The organism is Avibacterium sp. 21-595 (assembly GCF_023611905.1).
GTDB lineage: Bacteria > Pseudomonadota > Gammaproteobacteria > Enterobacterales > Pasteurellaceae > Avibacterium.
Window position 1 is genome coordinate 1,931,166 of record NZ_CP091455.1, and the last position, 18,972, is coordinate 1,950,137.

Genomic DNA, 18,972 nt, shown 5'->3' on the forward strand with positions numbered 1-18,972 from the left:
TTTCCTTACAGCACAATGATATTAAGGATTAATCACGGTACCCTTGAGGGTTCTTTTTCTGCCAATTCCACGTATCCTGCATCATTTCCGTTAAGCCACGTTCTGCTTTCCAGCCTAATTCTTTTGCGGCAAGCGATGGATCGGAATAACAAGTCGCAATATCCCCCGGACGACGCGCCACTAACTGATAAGGAATGTGAATATTATTGGCTTGTTCAAAGGCATTCACCATATCTAACACAGAATAACCTGTGCCTGTGCCAAGGTTATAGATGTGTAATCCAGCATCGTTTTGGTGACGATCTAAGGCTTTCAAATGCCCAATAGCAAGATCCACGACGTGAATATAATCACGTACCCCTGTGCCATCGTGCGTGTCGTAATCGCTACCAAATACAGAAAGTTGCGGTAATTTACCAATTGCCACTTGGCTAATATAAGGCAATAAATTATTTGGAATACCTGTTGGATCTTCACCAATTAGCCCGCTGTGGTGCGCCCCTACTGGGTTGAAATAACGCAAAATAGTAAAACTAAATTTGTCTTCTGCTTTAGCAACATCCGCTAAAATTTGTTCCACCATTAATTTGGACGTGCCGTAAGGATTGGTTGTGCCACCTACTTTGCACTGTTCGGTGATTGGCACAATTTCAGGATCGCCATAGACGGTTGCCGATGAACTAAAGACCAAATTCCACACACCTGCCTTACGCATTTCATCGACTAAGACTAACGAGCCAGTGACATTATTCATATAATATTCAATTGGTTTACGAACGCTTTCGCCTACTGCTTTCAAACCAGCAAAATGAATCACGGCGTCAATGTGATTCTCCGCAAAGATTTGCTGCAACATTGCCCGATCTAACACATCGCCTTGATAGAATTTCACCGCTTTGCCCGTGATTTCCTCAACACGCTGCAAGGATTTCGCCGAAGAATTGGATAAATTATCCAGTACCACCACGTCTTTTCCCACATTTAATAATTCTACAACAGTATGAGAGCCAATATAGCCCGCACCGCCAGTCACTAAAATCGCCATTTTTTCCTCACTTAGGTTATTTGTATTATTTGACGGCATTATAAACCATTTGTAAAACAAGCCCAAAAACTTCCGCAAAAATCACCGCACTTTCTATCAAGCAAACGTTTACTATTCTTTTCTTTTCTGTAAAATAGCGCCATTTTTATTTCAACAAGGCTTTTTATTTTAACTTCATTAACGAAAGGAAATTTATGTTCGCAGAAAAACTTTTTGAGATCACCAAACGTGGCTCAACGGTACGCCAAGAAATTATTGCGGGTCTCACCACCTTCTTGGCAATGGTGTATTCCGTGATTGTGGTACCAAATATGTTGAGTGCCGCCGGCTTCCCACCAGAAAGCGTATTTATCGCCACTTGCTTGGTATCAGGCTTAGGCTCAATTCTGATTGGCTTATGGGCAAACGCACCAATGGCAATTGGTTGCGCCATTTCATTAACCGCCTTTACGGCATTCAGCCTTGTACTAGGGCAAGGCGTGAGCGTTCCTGTTGCACTGGGTGCAGTATTTTTTATGGGGCTTGTTTTTACCTTAATCTCTGCAACAGGCATTCGTGCGTGGATTTTACGCAACTTGCCTGCAAGCATTGCGCAAGGTGCGGGTATTGGGATTGGTTTATTTTTATTATTAATCTCAGCCAATGGCGTGGGGATTGTGGTTGGCAACCAAGCTGGTTTGCCGGTAAAACTCGGTGATTTCACCACATTCCCTGTGCTAATCTCTCTTGCGGGGTTAGCGGCAATCATCGGCTTAGAAAAAATGCAAATCAAAGGTGGCATTTTGTGGGTAATTATTGCCATCACGCTTATCGGTTTAGTGATTGATCCAAATGTAAAATTTAGTGGTGAATTATTCAAAATCCCCACTTTTGGTGAACAATCCTTATTCCTTGAGCTGGATTTAATGGGCGCATTACAACCTGCGATCTTGCCTGTTGTTTTTGCCTTAGTGATGACCGCCGTTTTTGATGCCACTGGCACAATCCGTGCCGTAGCAGGGCAAGCAAACTTGTTAGATAAAGATGGGCAAATCATCAATGGCGGCAAAGCCCTCACTTCAGATTCAGTGAGTAGCTTATTTTCAGGTTTATTTGGAACAGCGCCAGCAGCGGTATATATTGAATCCGCCGCTGGTACCGCAGCGGGCGGTAAAACAGGGATCAGCGCGATTGTTGTGGGTCTCTTATTCCTTTTAATGCTCTTTTTCCAACCCCTTGCCAGCCTTGTGCCTAGCTACGCCACGGCACCTGCGTTAATGTATGTCGGCTTGCTAATGTTAAGCAACGTAAACAAATTAGATTTTTCTGATTTTATTGGTGCGATGAGCGGCTTAGTTTGTGCGGTATTTATTGTACTAACTGCAAATATCGTAACAGGCATTATGCTAGGTTTTGCCACACTGGTGATCGGACGAATTATCAGCGGTGAAGTGAAAAAACTGAATATCGGTACGGTATTAATCGCCGTGGCATTATTAGCCTTCTATTTAGGCGGCTGGAATATTTAATTTCTTACTAAAAAGAAGTGCGGTGGAAATTTTTTGATTTTTTCACCGCACTTAAATTTGCACATCTTACCCGTTTAATTGACTTCCACCGGCTTTACAATCTCACTTGGATAGCAGCCAAGTATTTTAAGATAATTACTATATTCTCTTAACTCCTCTAGCGCTTGTTGTACGGCAGGATTATGGATATTCGCATCAATTTCCAAATAAAACATTTCATCCCAAGGCTGGCCATAAATCGGACGAGATTCTAACTTCGTCATATTAATATTGTGCTTTTTAAATACCAATAACGCGTCCACCAATGACCCCGCTTGTCGTTTATTGGTTGTCATCAGCAATAAGGTTTTTGCCTGAATTTGAGACGATACCGCAACAGGTGCTTTCGCTAATACAATAAACCTTGTAATGTTATTTTCTTGGTTGGCAATGTTATTTTTGAGTACACGCAAGCCGTACAGATGACCGCCATCTTCATTACCTAACGCAGCAATATTTGGCTTGTTCAGGCTCGCTACAAGCTGCATTGCGTGAGAGCTACTTTCGCAATATTCAATATGCACACGGTCAAGGCGACGAATAAATTGACTACATTGTTGGATAACTTGCGGGTGGCTGTATAACGTGTCAATTTGGCTTAATTCCCCCTGCTCTGTGGCTAATACACAATGTTTTATCGGATACGCTAATTCTCCGATTAAAGAAAGATCCGTATGTTGCAATAAATCGTAAACTTCATTAATTGAGCCTGATGTGGTGTTCTCTAGCGGTAAAATACCGTAATCCGCCTCGCCATTTTGCACTTTTTCAAAGACTTGCTCAAAAGAACTACAACTTAGTTCAATAAATGGTTTTTGATAGCGTGTTGCGTAACTACGCGCCGCAAGGTGAGAATAAGAACCGCGTTTACCTAAGAATGCAATATGGCTATTTTGCTCACGCTGTTCATTGAGTTTCTTTTGTAGATAAGCTTGTTGAGTGAGTACAGAATCTTCAATAATTTTTTGGAAAATTTGCGTAATATATTGCGGATCAAGCTGATAATTTTGTGTTTCTGCAAACTGAATCAGCTCTTGTAATAATTGCTGTTCACGTTCTACATCACGCAACGCTTTTTGTGTGATTTCCTTACTACGCACAACATCATAAGCTAAACGATGACGTTCCGAAAGCAGTTTTAATAAACTGCGGTCAATTTGAGTGATCTGTTGTCTGATTTCTGCTAAATCCAATGCCATTTTATTCTCTCAGTTATGGGGAATGGCGCTAGGATAAACAAGATTGTCAAGGAGATCAAATGAATATCGTATTAATCATAAGGAAATAATGAAGCTTTTTAATGAATAAGGGTTAACACTAATGAATTAATATTAAAAGTCAGAAAAAAGAAGTGCGGTGCTTTTTACACAAAAAAACCTAAATCATTTTCACCGCACTTTATTTTACAATTAAATAGTTTGCGTTTTATCAAATGCAAGCATTATCTTACCAATATGCGTTCCTTTATCCATTTCTTGGTGTGCCTGTTTAACCTCTTTAAAATCAAACACTTGATGAATAATGGGTTTGCCAATTTGCTCGTTTTCTAATTGATGCCACACATTCTCTTGTAACGATTGTGCGATTTCAGCTTTTTCTTCCTTGGTGCGACTACGCATTGTTGAACCTGTAATATGGACACGCTTTAACGCGATTTGCAATAAATCCACGTTTGATGCCACTGCTCCGCCCATAAAGCCGATCAAAAATAATCTGCCATTTTGTTTTAAGCAATCTAAATTGCGTTGGAAATAACTGGCCCCAACCACATCTAAAATGGCATCAACACCGCCTGCCTGCTTGATGACTTCTGCAAAATCTTGCGTTTTATAATTAATCGCAACCGCCCCATATTGTTCAACAATAGTACATTTTTCTGTATTACCTACGGTTGCGTAGGTTTTGATACCAAGACTTTTTGCAATCGCTAAGGCAGTTAGCCCAATACCACTTGTCCCACCGTGAACCAATAAGTGTTCTCCAGCTTTAACCTGTTGTTGCATAAATAAATTTACCCATACAGTAAACAATGTTTCAGGCAAAGCAGCCGCCTCTACTAAAGAATAATTTTTCGGAATAGGCAAGGCTTGACTGGCTGGTACGAGACAATATTCGGCATAAGCGCCTCCATCAGTTAAAGCACAAATCTTATCACCTAGCTGAAATCCACTTACGCCTTCGCCAATAGCAACGACAGTACCTGAAAGCTCTAACCCCATAATGGGGGTTACCCCTTTCGGCATTGGGTACAATCCTTGACGCTGCATAATATCAGGGCGATTTACCCCAGCGTAAGCCACTTTCACTAACAATTCACCCGCTCGTGGTGTTGGAATGGTAGCTTGTTGAATAAATAAAACGTCGGGTGCTCCCGCTTCTCGCATCGCGATTTGTTGCATTGTCATCTTTTATTCCTTAATTTAGAACTCCTGTACAGTGGGGCGAACAGTAATTTCATTCACCGCCACATTATCTGGCTGTTCCACTGCATAAGCAATGGCTCGAGCAATAGAACTAGCAGGAATTTCGTGAGCAGCATAAAATTTTTGTACACGCTCACGAGACTCAGGGTCGCTACTGCTGAATTTTAGCTCACTTTCAATCGCACCGGGGTAAAGGGTGGTAACGCGAATATTATGCCCTGCCATTTCAGCACGCAAACCTTCGCTAATGGCTTTCACCGCAAATTTTGTTGCACTATATACTGTGCCGCCACCTGATGATACTTTCAAGCCCGCGACTGAGGATAAATTGATAATATGCCCCGCATTCTGGCTTAACATTGTCGGTAACACAGCGGCAATACCATAGAGTACGCCTTTAATATTGACATCAATCATTCGATCCCATTCATCCACTTTTAACGCACTCATTACCGCTCCCGGCATAATACCTGCGTTGTTGATTAGCACATCAATACGACCAAACTCCTGTAATGCGGTTTGTGCTAGTTTTTCTACCTCTTCACGTTTTGATACATCCATTTGCACCACAACAGCTTGTCCACCTTGTTGTTTAATGTGCGCTGCTAACTTTTGTAAGCGTTCTAAGCGTCTTGCACCTAAAACGACTTTAGCACCTAAGGCGGCTAGATGGCGAGCCGTTTCCTCACCTAAGCCACTTGATGCGCCTGTAATTAATACGACTTTATCTTGAATGTTGTTGTTCATTATCGTTCCTTTGTTTGACTTAATTTATTGATAAAACAGAAATAGAAAAAGAGCGGTGAAAATTTCCTCAATTTTTACACCGCTCTTTTAGAAATTATTTCACTGCTTTCAATAATTCATCAGCAGCTAAAATCCCTAAATTATTTGATGCCAATGGGCTATCACCAGTAAGCAATTTACGATCTTTATGAACTTGTCCTGTGATGCCTTCATTCATAATTTTCACACCTAATTTAGCTAAATTTTCACCCACTAACCATTGTAATTTACCCGGCATATAACCAATTGCTTGGTTTGCACCTTCATCTAATGCATCAGGGAAAACACAAAGTTCATAGCCTTTAAATGGAAAATCTTCTGCTTTTTCGCCGACACCTGCTGCTAGCAAAGAAGCTGGTCCGTGACATAAAGTAATCACGTGTTTATCTTTCGCTAATGCCCAATCTAATACTTTTTTCACTTCTTTACTGTGTGGTACACCAGCTAATACACCGTGACCTCCCGGAATAAATACGGCGATATAAGGTGAATTTTCAGCCAATACCTCAGGTAAAATCTCTTCTAATTTTTTTGGATTTACTAATTTTGGCAAATATTGATTATATAAATCCATAACGGCTTTATCTTCTTCTGGCATTGCCCAAATTTCTAATTTCACAGGGTTACCTGATAACGTTGCCACATCAATTTCAAAACCAGCGTGATGCATATGCAACATCGGTAATAACATTTCAACGGGGTGGTTACCTGTTGAGAATAATTTGCCGTTTTGCATTTCAATATAGCGCTCATCAGTACCAATCATTAATACTTTGTGTTTACCGCCCGTATATGGTTTATCGAATTTGAAGCCATCGAAATCCGTTTTTTTGCTGGTATATTGGGTTAAAGAATATTCTGATGGGAAGAATGCATTGTGTTCAGCGCGATCTGCTACTGGATTTTTACTTAAATCTGTCATTATTTACTCTCCAAAAGTGTTTATATTGTATAAAGTTCACAATGAAAAACCGTTTTAGCGTTTTTTCTGGCGTGCATTTTACCCCTAGATAATTGGGTTGAAAAGGAATAAAATTGGAATAGACTATTCGCAAAAAAGGAATAATATGAATAAACTTGATGCGCTTCGTTATTTTAGTGTCGCGAGTGAAACCTTAAATTTTCGTGAAACGGCACAAAGGCTTGCCGTATCGCCACAAGTGGTAACACGCATAATAGCCGAGCTAGAAAATCTGCTAGGCGAACCCTTATTTCAACGTAATACACGTAGCATTAAACTGACAGAATTTGGCGAACAATTTCTCCCTCAAGCACAACAATTATTAGCAGATAGCGAACGATTGTTTTCTTCACAAAAAATTAATGATAAAGCAATGCAAGGCATTGTGAGAATTACCCTGCCACCAATGCCTTATAACGATCAACTTTTGTATGAATTATTGCTTGCCCTTGAGCCTTATCCTGATTTGGTGATTGATTGGCGTGTATCCTTAGATAAGCTAAAAACGATTGATGATCAAATTGATATTGGGTTGCGCGTATGCCTTGAACCAGAACAAGATTGGATTGCTCATCACATCTTTACTATACAAGAAAAAATTGTCGCTTCACCGAAATTATTACAGCGTTTGGGAACACCTGAAAATCTGCAAGATCTTGCATTAAACTACCCACTCAGCGGTTTGATCAACCCCAAACTTAAACGTATTTGGCACTGGCAAATTAACTCTCAACAACATTTTATTCCAACCCATCCAAAATTTTTGGCTTCTGATATGTATAGTGAATTACAATCCGCCTTAGTTGGACGCACTTGCTCGCAGTTAATTGATATTTTATGCCAACCTTATATTGAGCAAGGAAAATTAGTAGAGCTTTTCCCTGAAGTGGAAAAACAAAAATGGCAGCTTTATTTATATCGCCCTTATCAAAGTGTGGTAAGTGAGCGAGTATTATTTGTTTTTGAAAAATTAAGCAGTATTTTAAAAAGTATTGTCCATCAGATAGAAATGGCAAAAAGCAAATAAAATAAAAAGTGCGGTAAAAAAATAAAGCCATATTTTTCAATATGGCTTTATTTTTTTTAATATTTAGATAAATACTTGATTTGGTGCGAGATAACCTTGTGGTACTTGCTGTTTATCTTCAAAGGTAACAAACTCCCACGCCTCTTGATCTTCAAGCAAGGCTCTTAATAATTTATTATTTAAACCGTGTCCTGATTTATAGGCTTTGAAATCGCCAATGATGTTATAACCACACATATATAAATCACCAATCGCATCTAACATTTTATGACGAACGAGTTCATCTTTAAAACGTAAACCATCTTCATTTAAAATGCGATAATCATCAAGCACGATCGCGTTATCTAGGCTACCACCGAGTGCTAAACCTTGTGATTGTAAATATTCGATGTCTTTCATAAAACCAAAGGTTCTTGCACGGCTAATCTGTTGCACGAATGCTTGAGCTGAAAAATCCATCACATAATTACGCACATCTTTGCTAATCGCTGGGTGATTAAAATCAATGGTAAAATCCAGACGGAAACCATTATAAGGTTTAAATTCTGCCCATTTATCACCATCTTCTACACGAATTGGCTTTTTCACGCGAATAAATTTTTTCGCGGCATTTTGTTCTTCAATACCAGCATCTAATAAAAGATAAATAAATGGGCTAGCACTACCGTCCATAATTGGAATCTCAGGGGCGTCCACCTCAATAATCACATTATCAATCCCTAATCCTGCTAATGCGGCATTTAAATGCTCAACCGTGGAAATTCTAATCCCTTCTTCATTTATCAAGCAGGTACAAAGCATCGTATCACGCACTGCATTGGCGTTGGCTGGGAAAGTCACTGGCGGATTTAAATCCGTACGGCAATAAATAACACCGGTATTTGCCATTGCTGGGCGTAAAGTTAGCGTGACTTTGTTTCCACTATGTAACCCAACACCCGTTACTTTAATACTTTGTTTTAAAGTTCTTTGTTTAATCATAATATTTCCTAAATCCATTGAATAACAATAAGATTTATTCCTTTATTTATCTTCCGGTTTACGCATAAAACTGTTCGCATTCACTAAGCCTTCTTCTCTTTTAAGTGAATTTAAACGATCAGTAATTGGCGTATCTAAAATATTTCTATGTGTTAAATCAGCAGGACGATTTGGCATTTGCCCCACTTGTGAATTATGCGTCTGATAGCCTGTTGCTTGCTGTTGTCCAAATGGTTCTTGATTAACTTTTTGCATTGGCTGACCTAATGGTACGGTACGTGGTGCAATTTTAATATCTGGTGCATCAATATCACCAATCCCCGTCGCGACAATGGTTACACGGATTTCATTCGACATATCTGGTACTAAGGTTGTTCCTACCACAACCGTTGCCTCTTCTGAGGCAAAGGCCTTAATCGTATCACCCACTATGGTAAATTCATCTAAGGTTAAATCAAATCCAGCAGTAACATTAACTAGCACGCCTCTTGCCCCAGATAAATCCACATCTTCCAATAATGGGCTAGCAACCGCTTCCTGTGCAGCTTTCTCTGCACGTCCATCACCCGCTTCACCTTCAACCACGCCAGATCCCATCATCGCGCGCCCCATTTCAGACATTACGGTACGAACGTCTGCAAAGTCCACGTTAATTAAGCCGGGAGAAGTAATCATATCGGAAATACCCGTTACTGCATTACGGAGAATATCATTTGCAGCAGCAAAGGCATTTACTAAACTGATGTTTTTACCTAATACTTTTAATAATTTTTCATTTGGAATGATAATCAAAGAATCAACGTGTTTAGAAAGCTCTTTAATTCCCATTTCGGCAAATTGCATACGCTTTGGACCTTCGAATGCGAAAGGCTTGGTTACTACAGCAACAGTCAGGATACCCAAGTCTTTTGCGATTTGCGCAACAATTGGAGCGGCACCTGTTCCTGTACCACCGCCCATACCTGCGGCAATAAATACCATATCCGCCCCTTCAAGCATTGCACGAATCGCCTCTTGATCATCTTCTGCGGCTTTACGACCAACATTTGGATTAGCACCTGCTCCCAGTCCTTTGGTTGTTGAACCACCAATTTGAACGGTTTGTTGTACTTTGCTTTTGCGCAAGGCTTGTGCATCAGTATTTACCGCATAGAAAATAATTCTATCGTGTTCGTCATTTGCAGTTGGGAAAGCTAATTCATCAGCCCCCACTAATGTGCCGCCAATATCGTTTTTTATCATATTAGCAACCATATGATCCACAGCGTTACCGCCACCACCGCCAACACCAACGACCTTAATCAGTGCGCCGTTCATATCACCAAGATCATAATCCACTGGTTCAAACATAGTTATTCTCCGTTAATGCCAGGGTTTTGCTGGCACAAAATTAAAACCTAAATTGCTCTTATTGTAGATGAAAAATGCAAATTCTCAAAATTCAGACCGCACTTTATTAATAAAAATTCCAAAAAAATAATAAAAGAAACCAAAAAATCGTAAATTTTTCACCGCACTCTATTTTAGGCAACAAAATGTTTTTCAGCAAAACTCAATACGAACTCAACCACTTCACGATCCATTTGTGCAAATGCCTCATTCAAAGGCTGATGATTTAGTACTGAGATCAAGTTATTATTATCTAATACCTTAAGCGTTGTAGCTAATTTTTCCACTTTGCTGATCGCAATTTCTGCATTTACACTACGTTTGCTTCCTTCAAAATCAAAAGGCTTCACTACCACTGCTGCCAATGGGATTTTAATCTCATTAAGGCTCTCTACAATCGCAGGAATCACCATTGAGGATGTGTTACCACCAGCAGCTGAAACTAAGATAACCAAATCACTATTACCAACCATTTGGCGTAATTTTTCTTCTACTTGTTGAGCAACTAATGTTTCTTGATTTAACTCATCACTTAGCAGCAAGCTATCTTGTGCCTTGCTCGTATTGAGTACATCTTTATCGTTATCTATAGCATAAAAAGCAAACTCATTGCTATGGGGGGAACTAATGAACGTATCGTCTTGAGCATTTTTTTGCATTTTATCCATAATCATCTGGAGTTTTTTTGTACCATAACTTCCAACACCCAGCACACTAATTAATAATTTATCACCCATTTTTCTTTCCTCTCAGCTTAAATAAAAATTGATTAAAATTCAGACCGCACTTTATTCATAATTTTTTTCACCCCAGCCCAAGCCGCGCCTAAAAAGCTTTCTCCTGAACCATATTGATCATTAATAGGGCTTTCATCTTCATCATTATGATTATACTGTAACAAACCAACAACGGTAGAATATTGGGGTTTATTTACATAATCCGTTAGCCCAGTTATATTTAATGGGCTACCGACACGTACTTGCATTCCAAATACCTTAGTGGCACATTGTTTTAAATCTTCAATTTGTGCGCCTCCACCGGTAATCACAACACCAGCAATTAATTCAAACTTCATTTGTTTGCTTTCAAGTTCATACTGCAATTGGTTTAATTCTTGGCGAACTAAGCCGAGTAATTCTTCATAACGTGCTGAGGTGGCAACAGATAATTGTTCTTTGGTTAGCACGCGTGGCGCTCGTCCGCCAATTCCCGCTACTTCAATCCGTTTTTCTGGGTGTGAAGAAGGGGGATTCCACGCACTGCTATAATTCACTTTGATCCGTTCAGCTTCTGTTCTTGATGTTTCACAAGCATAAGCAATATCATCGGTAACACGATTTCCTGCATAAGGAATGACTTTACTAAAACGTAATGCCCCATTTGTGTAAACGACAATATCCATTGTGCCTGCACCAAAATCAATTAAGCAAACACCAAGATCTTTCTCATCTTCGGTTAACACAGAGCAACCTGATGCAACGCCTGAATAAACGATTTTATCCACTTTTAATTTACAACGCTCTACGGCTTTTTTAAGGTTGTTTTGCCAATCTTGGTGACAAGCAATCAAATGCGCTTGCGCTTTTAAACGTACACCTTGTAAACCAAGGGGATCTTTAATATTTACCTGCTTATCTACCGCATATTCTTGTGGAATAATGTGTAATAAGGAAAGCCCTTCGCCCATTCTCACTGAGCTAGCGGTGTGCATTGCGGAATCAATTTCATCTTGCGTAACTTCTCCTTCGGCAATAGGAACAAAGCCACTTTCATTCAGACTTTGGATGTGATCGCCCGTAATCGCTAAAGTAACGCTCATAATCTGGCAATCTGCCACTGATTCGGCTGCCTCAATCGCACGTTGAATAGAGGTAACCACTGCATTGAGATCAGTAATGCTGCCTTTATCAATCCCTTTAGAAGGACAACTTCCTACACCTAAGATATTTACTACGCCGTCTGGCAACACTTCACCCACAACAGCGACGACTTTAGAAGTACCGACTTCCAATCCGACAATCGTTTTTGATTCCACAATCTTTGCCATTTTCTAACTTCTTATCAGGTAAAATTATTCATTTATATCAATCATTCCTATTGCTGCCCCCACTTTATAGCGTAGATCAACATAGGATAACTTTTTATTTTCAGGAACTTCAATTTGCGGATAAATAGTAGCAAAACGATCAAGTTTGCTTTTCCATTCTCCGCGTCCTAATTTTAATAATACGCCATTATCAAGTTCTAATTGCCAAGCTTCGCGATCATCAATTGCAACAGATTTTAACGTTAAGCCTTTTGTTTTAAGATCTTGATAAATCTTTTTCCACGCATCCAGTACGACTAAACTTTGATAATCAGGCCCTGCTAAATGCGGTAAGTTTTTATCTTGCAACTTATCCATTGGCAATTTAAACACCACGCCATCACTAGATAAAAATTCATTATCGTTCCAAACTGCGACAGGTGTATATTCACTCACTAAAATATTAAGGCGATCAGGCCAAATTTTTCTCACTACGGCTTGTTTGACCCAAGGCATTTTTTGAATTTGCTCACGAACTAAACTTACATCTTGTCCAAAAAAACCTTTAAGATCGCCCATTTTTATCAGCATATCACGCACATCTTCATCAGTGGTGAATGCAGGCGTTCCTACCAGATTAAAGGCACTAATTGGACGATCATCTAATTTTTCCAGCCAGTTTTGCCAATTTGAGTAAACATAAAACAGTAACCCTAGACATAATAGCACAATTAATGGCTTGACCTGCATAAAAAAGCGAGATCTTGGCTCCCCCGTGCGTATGCTTTGTATCGCTTTATGCCGCCATAACTTCATTAAACACTCAGCTCCAAAATTTTCTCTACTAACTGTTCAAAAGAATAACCAACGCTCGCCGCTGATTTCGGGAATAAACTATGGCTCGTCATTCCCGGGTTAGTGTTGACTTCCACTAAGCGGAATTGCCCTTCACCGTCCATCATCACATCAATGCGGCTCCACCCACGACAACCTACCGCATCATAAGCACGCTTGACTAATTGACGTAATTCCTGTTCACGCTCATCGGTTAAACCGGCTGGACAAAAATATTGCGTATTATCAGAAACATATTTTGCTTCATAATCATAAAATTCGCCTTCAGGAACAATTTTAATGGCAGGTAGCACTTCATTGTCTAAAACAGGCACAGTAAATTCATCGCCAGCAAGCCATTCTTCAATCAAAATCGTATCGTCAAAACCTAACGCAAATTCCACCGCACTTTGTAATTCATCAAGATGATTGACTTTCTTTAAACCTACACTTGACCCTTCCAACGAAGGTTTCACCATTAATGGCAGACCTAATTTTTCGACAACAGCGACAGGATTTAGTTCAGAGACTGTTGATTTCGTTACGATTTCCATATTCGCCACAGGTAAACCAAAGGCTTTCCACAGCATCTTAGTACGCATTTTATCCATTGTTAAAGCGGATGCCATTACCCCACAGCCAGTGTAAGGAAGACCTATTTGCTCAAGCAATCCTTGCATTGTGCCATCTTCACCACCACGTCCGTGTAAAATATTAAATACACGCTCAAACCCTTGTTGTTTTAATTCCGCCACGGGAAACGTTTTAGGATCAATTGGGTGAGCATCATAACCTAGATTTTTTAAGGCATTAAGCACCGCTTCACCGGAATTAAGCGATACTTCACGCTCTGCAGACGTTCCCCCAAGTAATACGGCAATTTTTTCTTGTTTTAATGTTTTCTTCATACTGCTTCCAATTAATTTTCTGCCCAATTTGTTGCTAATTGACGGGATAACTTACTCACATTACCCGCCCCTTGCGCCAAAATCAGATCTCCGTCTTGGATCACCTGATCTAAGATTTCCGCAAGGCTTTCCTGTTCAGCGACAAAAATCGGATCGACTTTACCTAAATTACGAATCGAACGACATAATGAACGACTATCTGCCCCTGCAATAGGTGCTTCACCTGCAGCATACACATCGAGCATTAATAGCACATCCACTTGCGATAATACTTGTACGAAATCATCAAACAGATCTCGAGTACGCGAATAACGATGAGGTTGGAAAATCATCACAATTCGCTTATTTTCCCAACCTTTTTTTGCCGCTTCAATGGTTACGCCCACTTCAGTCGGATGATGTCCATAATCGTCCACTAACATTACTTTTCCATTTGGACGAATAAATTGACCAAGCTGATCAAAACGACGTCCTGCCCCTTGGAAATCGGCTAAGGCGGCTAAAATAGCCTCATTGCTAATCCCTTCTTCTTTTGCCACGGCAAAGGCTGCCGTAGCATTTAACGCATTATGTTTACCCGGGACGTTAAGCAACACATTCACCCGTTCACCTTGCGGTGTAACAACCGTGTAATGGCCTTGAAAACCTGTTTGCTGATAATCTTCAATGCAATAATCGGCATTTTCATTAAAGCCATAAGTGATCACCTGACGCCCCACTTTTGGAATAAGTTCAAGTAACACAGGATCATCTGCACACATTACCGCTAAGCCATAAAACGGCAAATTATGTAAGAAATTGACATAGGTTTGTTTCATTTCTTCAAAATCACCGTGATAGGTTTCCATATGATCGGGTTCAATATTTGTTACCACAGAAACCATTGGCTGTAAGTGTAAAAAAGAGGCATCACTTTCATCTGCTTCAGCGATTAAATAACGGCTTGCCCCTAAATGTGCATTTGTCCCTGCTGATTTCACTAATCCGCCATTTACAAAGGTAGGATCAAGCCCTGCTTGTGCATAAATCATTGAAATCATTGCTGTTGTTGTGGTTTTTCCGTGTGTTCCTGCAATAGCAATGCCGTGACGGAATCGCATAATCTCCGCTAACATTTGCGCACGTTGGATAACGGGAATGCGGTTATTGTGCGCTTCCACGACCTCAACATTATCTTCTTTAATCGCACTGGATACCACCACCACACTGGCGCCATCTACATTAGCGGGTTGGTGAGAAAAATAAATTTTTGCCCCCAATGCACTTAGGCGTTGGGTTACCGCATTTTCCGCAATATCCGATCCCGTGACTTGATAGCCTTCATTTAATAATACTTCCGCGATACCGCCCATTCCCGCACCACCAATACCGACAAAATGAATTTGTTTCACGCGACGCATTTCTGGCACGGTTTGTCTTACTCGTTTTTGAAATTCTTTCATTGCTCTGCCTCTTGCTTTTATTCTTATTTTGCCACCGCCATAATTACCTCGGCCACTTGCTGAGCAGATTGAGGTGTGGCCATTGCTTTGGCTTTTTCTGCCATTGTTAATAATTGGCTACGATCAAATTGGTTCAACATCTCAATAAGTGCTTCTGCGCTGAGATCTTTTTGTTCAATAATTTTGGCTGCGCCCACATCAGCTAAATATTTTGCATTCAAATATTGCTGTCTATCTTTATGTTGGAATGGCACAAAAATCGCAGGTGTCCCGACAGCCGCAAGTTCACACACGGTTAAAGCACCGGAACGGCAAATAACAATATCCGCCCAGCCATAGGCCTCCGCCATATCATCAATAAAATCTGTTACTTGTACATCAGCCCCTGGCGGATAAAGTGCGGTGATTTTTTCTGACATATTTGCCCCAACTTGGTGGCGAACGGTCAATTTATCCCCTAATGCCTCCACCACTTTTGGTAAAGTGAGATTTAACACGCGTGCGCCTTGACTTCCCCCCACCACAAGCACATTTAATTTTCCTGAACGCGCGACAAAACGCTCAGCAGGGCTTGGCATTGCGAATAAAGATTGACGAACAGGGTTGCCCACGACTTCAGTATTCGGGAAAGCGTTAGGAAAGGCTTGCAATATGCACGTTGCAATTTTAGCCAGCCAAGAATTGGTCAATCCCGCCACCGCGTTTTGTTCGTGTAACACAATGGGAACTGCACACAATTTTGCTGCCACCCCACCCGGGCCAGAAACATACCCTCCCATACCAAGCACGGCATTAGGCTGATAATCTTGAATAATTTTTTTCGCTTGGAAAATTGCCCGCACAATTTTAAATGGCGCGGCAAGTAAGGCTTTTATTCCTTTACCTCGCAAACCAGAAATTTGAATAAATTTAATCGGGATACCGTGCTTCGGCACTAATTGCGCTTCCATACGATCTTGCGTACCAAGCCAACAGATCTGCCAACCTTGTTGCTGTAAATATTGTGCAACCGCAATAGCTGGGAAAACGTGTCCCCCAGTTCCTCCCGCCATCACCAATAAACGTTTTTTTTGTTGTGCCACAATTTATCCTTTTGTCTTAATCATCACGCAAGCGTGCGTGTCCACCTCGCATCAGTCGATTTTCGTGATCAATGCGCAATAAAATGCCGATACACACCGACATAATAATCAAACTTGATCCCCCATAACTTACCAAGGGGAAGGTTAATCCTTTGGTCGGTAATAAACCTAATGCCATTCCTAGATTCACAAAGCCTTGGAAGAAAATCCAAAAACTGATACCGAAGGCGAAAAAACCTTTGAAACGTTGCTCTAGTTGTAATGATTCTCGCCCAATTTTCATTGCCCTAAACACCAATAATGCTAACAATGCAATGACAAATAAAATGCCGATTAAACCAAACTCTTCTCCAACTACCGCCATCACAAAGTCAGTATGGGCTTCGGGTAAATATTCTAATTTTTGAATGGAATTTCCCAATCCTTCACCTGTAATTTCGCCTCGACCAAATGCCATTAATGAGTTTGAAAGCTGAAATCCCGTACCATAAGGGTCTTTGAAGGGATCGGAAAACCCCGTTAAACGTTTAAAGCGGTAAGCTGATGAAATCGCTAGCCATAATACAAGCAATACGCCGGAACAACCCAACGCTAAGAATTGCCAGAGATTTGCTCCGACAATCCAAAGCAAGCCAAAAGTAATCACAAATAATACAACGGTACTTCCTAAATCGGGTTGCAACAATAATAAAGCGCCCAATACTCCCATTACAATGAATGGTTTGAGGGCACTAAGTTTGCGGCTGCGCACTTCATCGTAACGACGGGTAAAATAGCTCGCTAAAAAACAAGTGAGTGCCAACTTCGCAAATTCAGCGGGTTGGAAATTAAAGAAAATCATTGGAATCCAGCGTCTCGCACCGTTAATTCTTGAGCCAATCCCCGGAATAAGCACCATTACGAGCAAAATGATTGCGATCCAAAAAATATAGCCATAATATTTTTCCCAAAATGTCGTTGGGATATTTAAGACGGTGTAGCAGGCAAAAATAGACAACACCACATAAATCGCATCACGTTTTGCAAAATAAAAAGAATCATTGAATAATCTCGCCCCCACAGGAATAGATGCCGAGGATACTGCGATCAATCCAATCACGAGCAAACTCAAAAACAACCATAATAATGCTCTATCGTAGAGCAAATTATTTGGTGTGATTCTTAACTGGGCTTTTAACTTTTCAATAAACTGCATTGATGATTCTCTAACTTAGTTTCGCTAAACGAGTAAATTCCTCACCGCGTTTTTCAAACGAGGCAAATTGATCAAGACTCGCGCAAGCAGGGGAAAGTAACACCATATCGCCTTCTTTTAGTTTTGCACGAAAATCCTCTATCGCCTGCTCCATTGTGTCAAATAAATGACTTTGCGTAGAAAGTTGTGCCAGTTTTGCACCATCTTGCCCAAAGCAATAACATTCAATATGCGGTTGATTAATCAGCGCAGCGAGTTCAGAAAAATCAGCCCCTTTGCCGTCTCCACCGAGCAATAAATAAAGTTTACCTGCCACTTGCAAGCCAGTGAGTGCGGCAACGGTGCTACCGACATTAGTGGCTTTGGAATCGTTAATCCAACGTACCCCCTGCGCCAAATGAGCTAATTGAAAGCGGTGATCTAAACCGGTAAACTCACGCAGTGCGGTGCAAATTCCTTGCAAATTTATCCCCGCACTTTGTGCAAGGGCAATGGCAGCAAGCGCATTCATATAATTATGGCGACCTGTCAATCTGATTTCATCACAAGGTAATATCACCTCATCGTATGCCATTAAATATTGTTTACCGTTTTCTGTTTTTAACCAATAATCCGCATTATGTTCGGCGAAACTGACTTGTTTTTTCGCTCGCAAGCTGCCTTCTTGTTGAGTGAGTGGATCTTCGGCGTTAATTACTGCAGTTTGGCAATGATGATAAATTTTTAACTTCGCTTGACGATAATCTTCTAAATCCACATAGCGATTCATATGATCTTCACTCACATTCAGCACAGTGGCAGCAACGGCTTTTAAGCTATAAGTGGTTTCTAGTTGAAAGCTTGATAGCTCCAATACATAAATATCGTGATGTTGTTCAAGTAAAGAAAGCGCTGGAATACCAATATTACCGCCCATTCCCACTTTCAAGCCCGCTGCTTTCGCCATTTCAGCTACCAGTGTGGTAACGGTACTTTTTCCATTTGAACCAGTAATCGCAATAATCGGTTTATCTGCGGCACGGCAGAACAATTCAATATCGCCCACCACTTCAACGCCAGCTTGAAGTGCGGTGTAAATTTCTGGTGTTTTTACCGCAAGCCCGGGGCTTATCACAATCATATCGCTTTCCAGCAACCATTGTGAGTTCAGGCTCCCTGTATGCACGAGGACATTTTTCCCCAACTGCTCTACACCTGCAGGTGATTGGCGGGTATCCATCACACGAACCTTTGCTTGTTGAGCAAGTAAATATTCCACACAAGATAGACCAGTTTTCCCCAAGCCAACCACACAGATATTTTTATCTTGATATTGATTCATTGTTT

The 18,972-nt window shown here is 40.7% G+C and carries 17 protein-coding genes; 2 read left to right on the forward strand and 15 right to left on the reverse strand.

Annotated elements, in window-relative coordinates; translation table 11 throughout:
- Positions 1 to 28 precede the first annotated feature (28 nt).
- Entirely contained in the window at positions 29 to 1,045 is a 1,017-nt protein-coding gene (gene galE / locus L4F92_RS08940) for a UDP-glucose 4-epimerase GalE (protein ID WP_250363466.1), read from the reverse strand.
- Positions 1,046 to 1,239: 194 nt separating this feature from the next.
- On the opposite strand from galE, the gene L4F92_RS08945 reads away from it, so the two are divergent.
- Positions 1,240 to 2,553: an NCS2 family permease gene (locus L4F92_RS08945; protein ID WP_250363467.1), complete on the forward strand. Its 1,314-nt coding sequence runs from the start codon at positions 1,240 to 1,242 to the stop codon at positions 2,551 to 2,553.
- A gap of 74 nt (positions 2,554 to 2,627) precedes the next feature.
- Here the strand turns inward: L4F92_RS08945 and pheA are convergent, their stop codons facing one another.
- From pheA to hchA, 4 genes are all read right to left on the reverse strand, one after another.
- Positions 2,628 to 3,791, reverse strand: coding sequence for a prephenate dehydratase (pheA, locus tag L4F92_RS08950; protein ID WP_250363468.1), 1,164 nt, complete (start codon positions 3,789 to 3,791; stop codon positions 2,628 to 2,630).
- Between the two features lie 210 nt (positions 3,792 to 4,001).
- Entirely contained in the window at positions 4,002 to 4,997 is a 996-nt protein-coding gene (locus tag L4F92_RS08955) for an NAD(P)H-quinone oxidoreductase (protein ID WP_250363469.1), read from the reverse strand.
- A 15-nt stretch (positions 4,998 to 5,012) separates the two neighbouring features.
- Positions 5,013 to 5,762 (reverse strand): SDR family oxidoreductase, encoded by a 750-nt coding sequence (locus tag L4F92_RS08960; RefSeq protein ID WP_250363470.1) that lies wholly within the window; start codon positions 5,760 to 5,762, stop codon positions 5,013 to 5,015.
- A gap of 94 nt (positions 5,763 to 5,856) precedes the next feature.
- Complete coding sequence (gene hchA, locus L4F92_RS08965) at positions 5,857 to 6,723, reverse strand: glyoxalase III HchA (protein ID WP_250349644.1); 867 nt, start codon at positions 6,721 to 6,723, stop codon at positions 5,857 to 5,859.
- 145 nt (positions 6,724 to 6,868) lie between these two features.
- On the opposite strand from hchA, the gene L4F92_RS08970 reads away from it, so the two are divergent.
- Positions 6,869 to 7,789, forward strand: coding sequence for a LysR family transcriptional regulator (locus L4F92_RS08970; protein WP_250363471.1), 921 nt, complete (start codon positions 6,869 to 6,871; stop codon positions 7,787 to 7,789).
- Between the two features lie 63 nt (positions 7,790 to 7,852).
- Here the strand turns inward: L4F92_RS08970 and lpxC are convergent, their stop codons facing one another.
- The 10 genes from lpxC to murD form a co-directional block, all read right to left on the reverse strand.
- A complete protein-coding gene (gene lpxC / locus L4F92_RS08975) occupies positions 7,853 to 8,770 on the reverse strand; it encodes a UDP-3-O-acyl-N-acetylglucosamine deacetylase (protein WP_250349642.1) in 918 nt (305 codons plus the stop codon).
- Between the two features lie 42 nt (positions 8,771 to 8,812).
- Positions 8,813 to 10,120 (reverse strand): cell division protein FtsZ, encoded by a 1,308-nt coding sequence (ftsZ, locus tag L4F92_RS08980; RefSeq protein WP_250349641.1) that lies wholly within the window; start codon positions 10,118 to 10,120, stop codon positions 8,813 to 8,815.
- Positions 10,121 to 10,293: 173 nt separating this feature from the next.
- The gene (locus tag L4F92_RS08985) at positions 10,294 to 10,896 is read right to left on the reverse strand and encodes a hypothetical protein (RefSeq protein WP_250363472.1); all 603 of its coding nucleotides are present in this window, start codon (positions 10,894 to 10,896) and stop codon (positions 10,294 to 10,296) included.
- Positions 10,897 to 10,928: 32 nt separating this feature from the next.
- Positions 10,929 to 12,206, reverse strand: a complete 1,278-nt coding sequence (gene ftsA / locus L4F92_RS08990; protein WP_250349639.1) for a cell division protein FtsA — start codon at positions 12,204 to 12,206, stop codon at positions 10,929 to 10,931.
- Positions 12,207 to 12,230: 24 nt separating this feature from the next.
- Positions 12,231 to 13,001, reverse strand: a complete 771-nt coding sequence (locus L4F92_RS08995; protein ID WP_395895920.1) for a cell division protein FtsQ/DivIB — start codon at positions 12,999 to 13,001, stop codon at positions 12,231 to 12,233.
- Entirely contained in the window at positions 13,001 to 13,927 is a 927-nt protein-coding gene (locus tag L4F92_RS09000; protein WP_250363473.1) for a D-alanine--D-alanine ligase, read from the reverse strand. Before L4F92_RS09000 ends, L4F92_RS08995 begins: the two co-directional genes overlap by 1 nt.
- 11 nt (positions 13,928 to 13,938) lie before the next feature.
- Positions 13,939 to 15,369, reverse strand: coding sequence for a UDP-N-acetylmuramate--L-alanine ligase (gene murC / locus L4F92_RS09005; RefSeq protein ID WP_250363474.1), 1,431 nt, complete (start codon positions 15,367 to 15,369; stop codon positions 13,939 to 13,941).
- 23 nt (positions 15,370 to 15,392) lie between these two features.
- Positions 15,393 to 16,451, reverse strand: a complete 1,059-nt coding sequence (murG, locus tag L4F92_RS09010; RefSeq protein ID WP_250363475.1) for an undecaprenyldiphospho-muramoylpentapeptide beta-N-acetylglucosaminyltransferase — start codon at positions 16,449 to 16,451, stop codon at positions 15,393 to 15,395.
- Between the two features lie 16 nt (positions 16,452 to 16,467).
- Positions 16,468 to 17,646, reverse strand: coding sequence for a putative lipid II flippase FtsW (gene ftsW / locus L4F92_RS09015; RefSeq protein ID WP_250363476.1), 1,179 nt, complete (start codon positions 17,644 to 17,646; stop codon positions 16,468 to 16,470).
- Between the two features lie 10 nt (positions 17,647 to 17,656).
- Positions 17,657 to 18,967 (reverse strand): UDP-N-acetylmuramoyl-L-alanine--D-glutamate ligase, encoded by a 1,311-nt coding sequence (gene murD / locus L4F92_RS09020; RefSeq protein WP_250363477.1) that lies wholly within the window; start codon positions 18,965 to 18,967, stop codon positions 17,657 to 17,659.
- Positions 18,968 to 18,972: the final 5 nt, after the last annotated feature.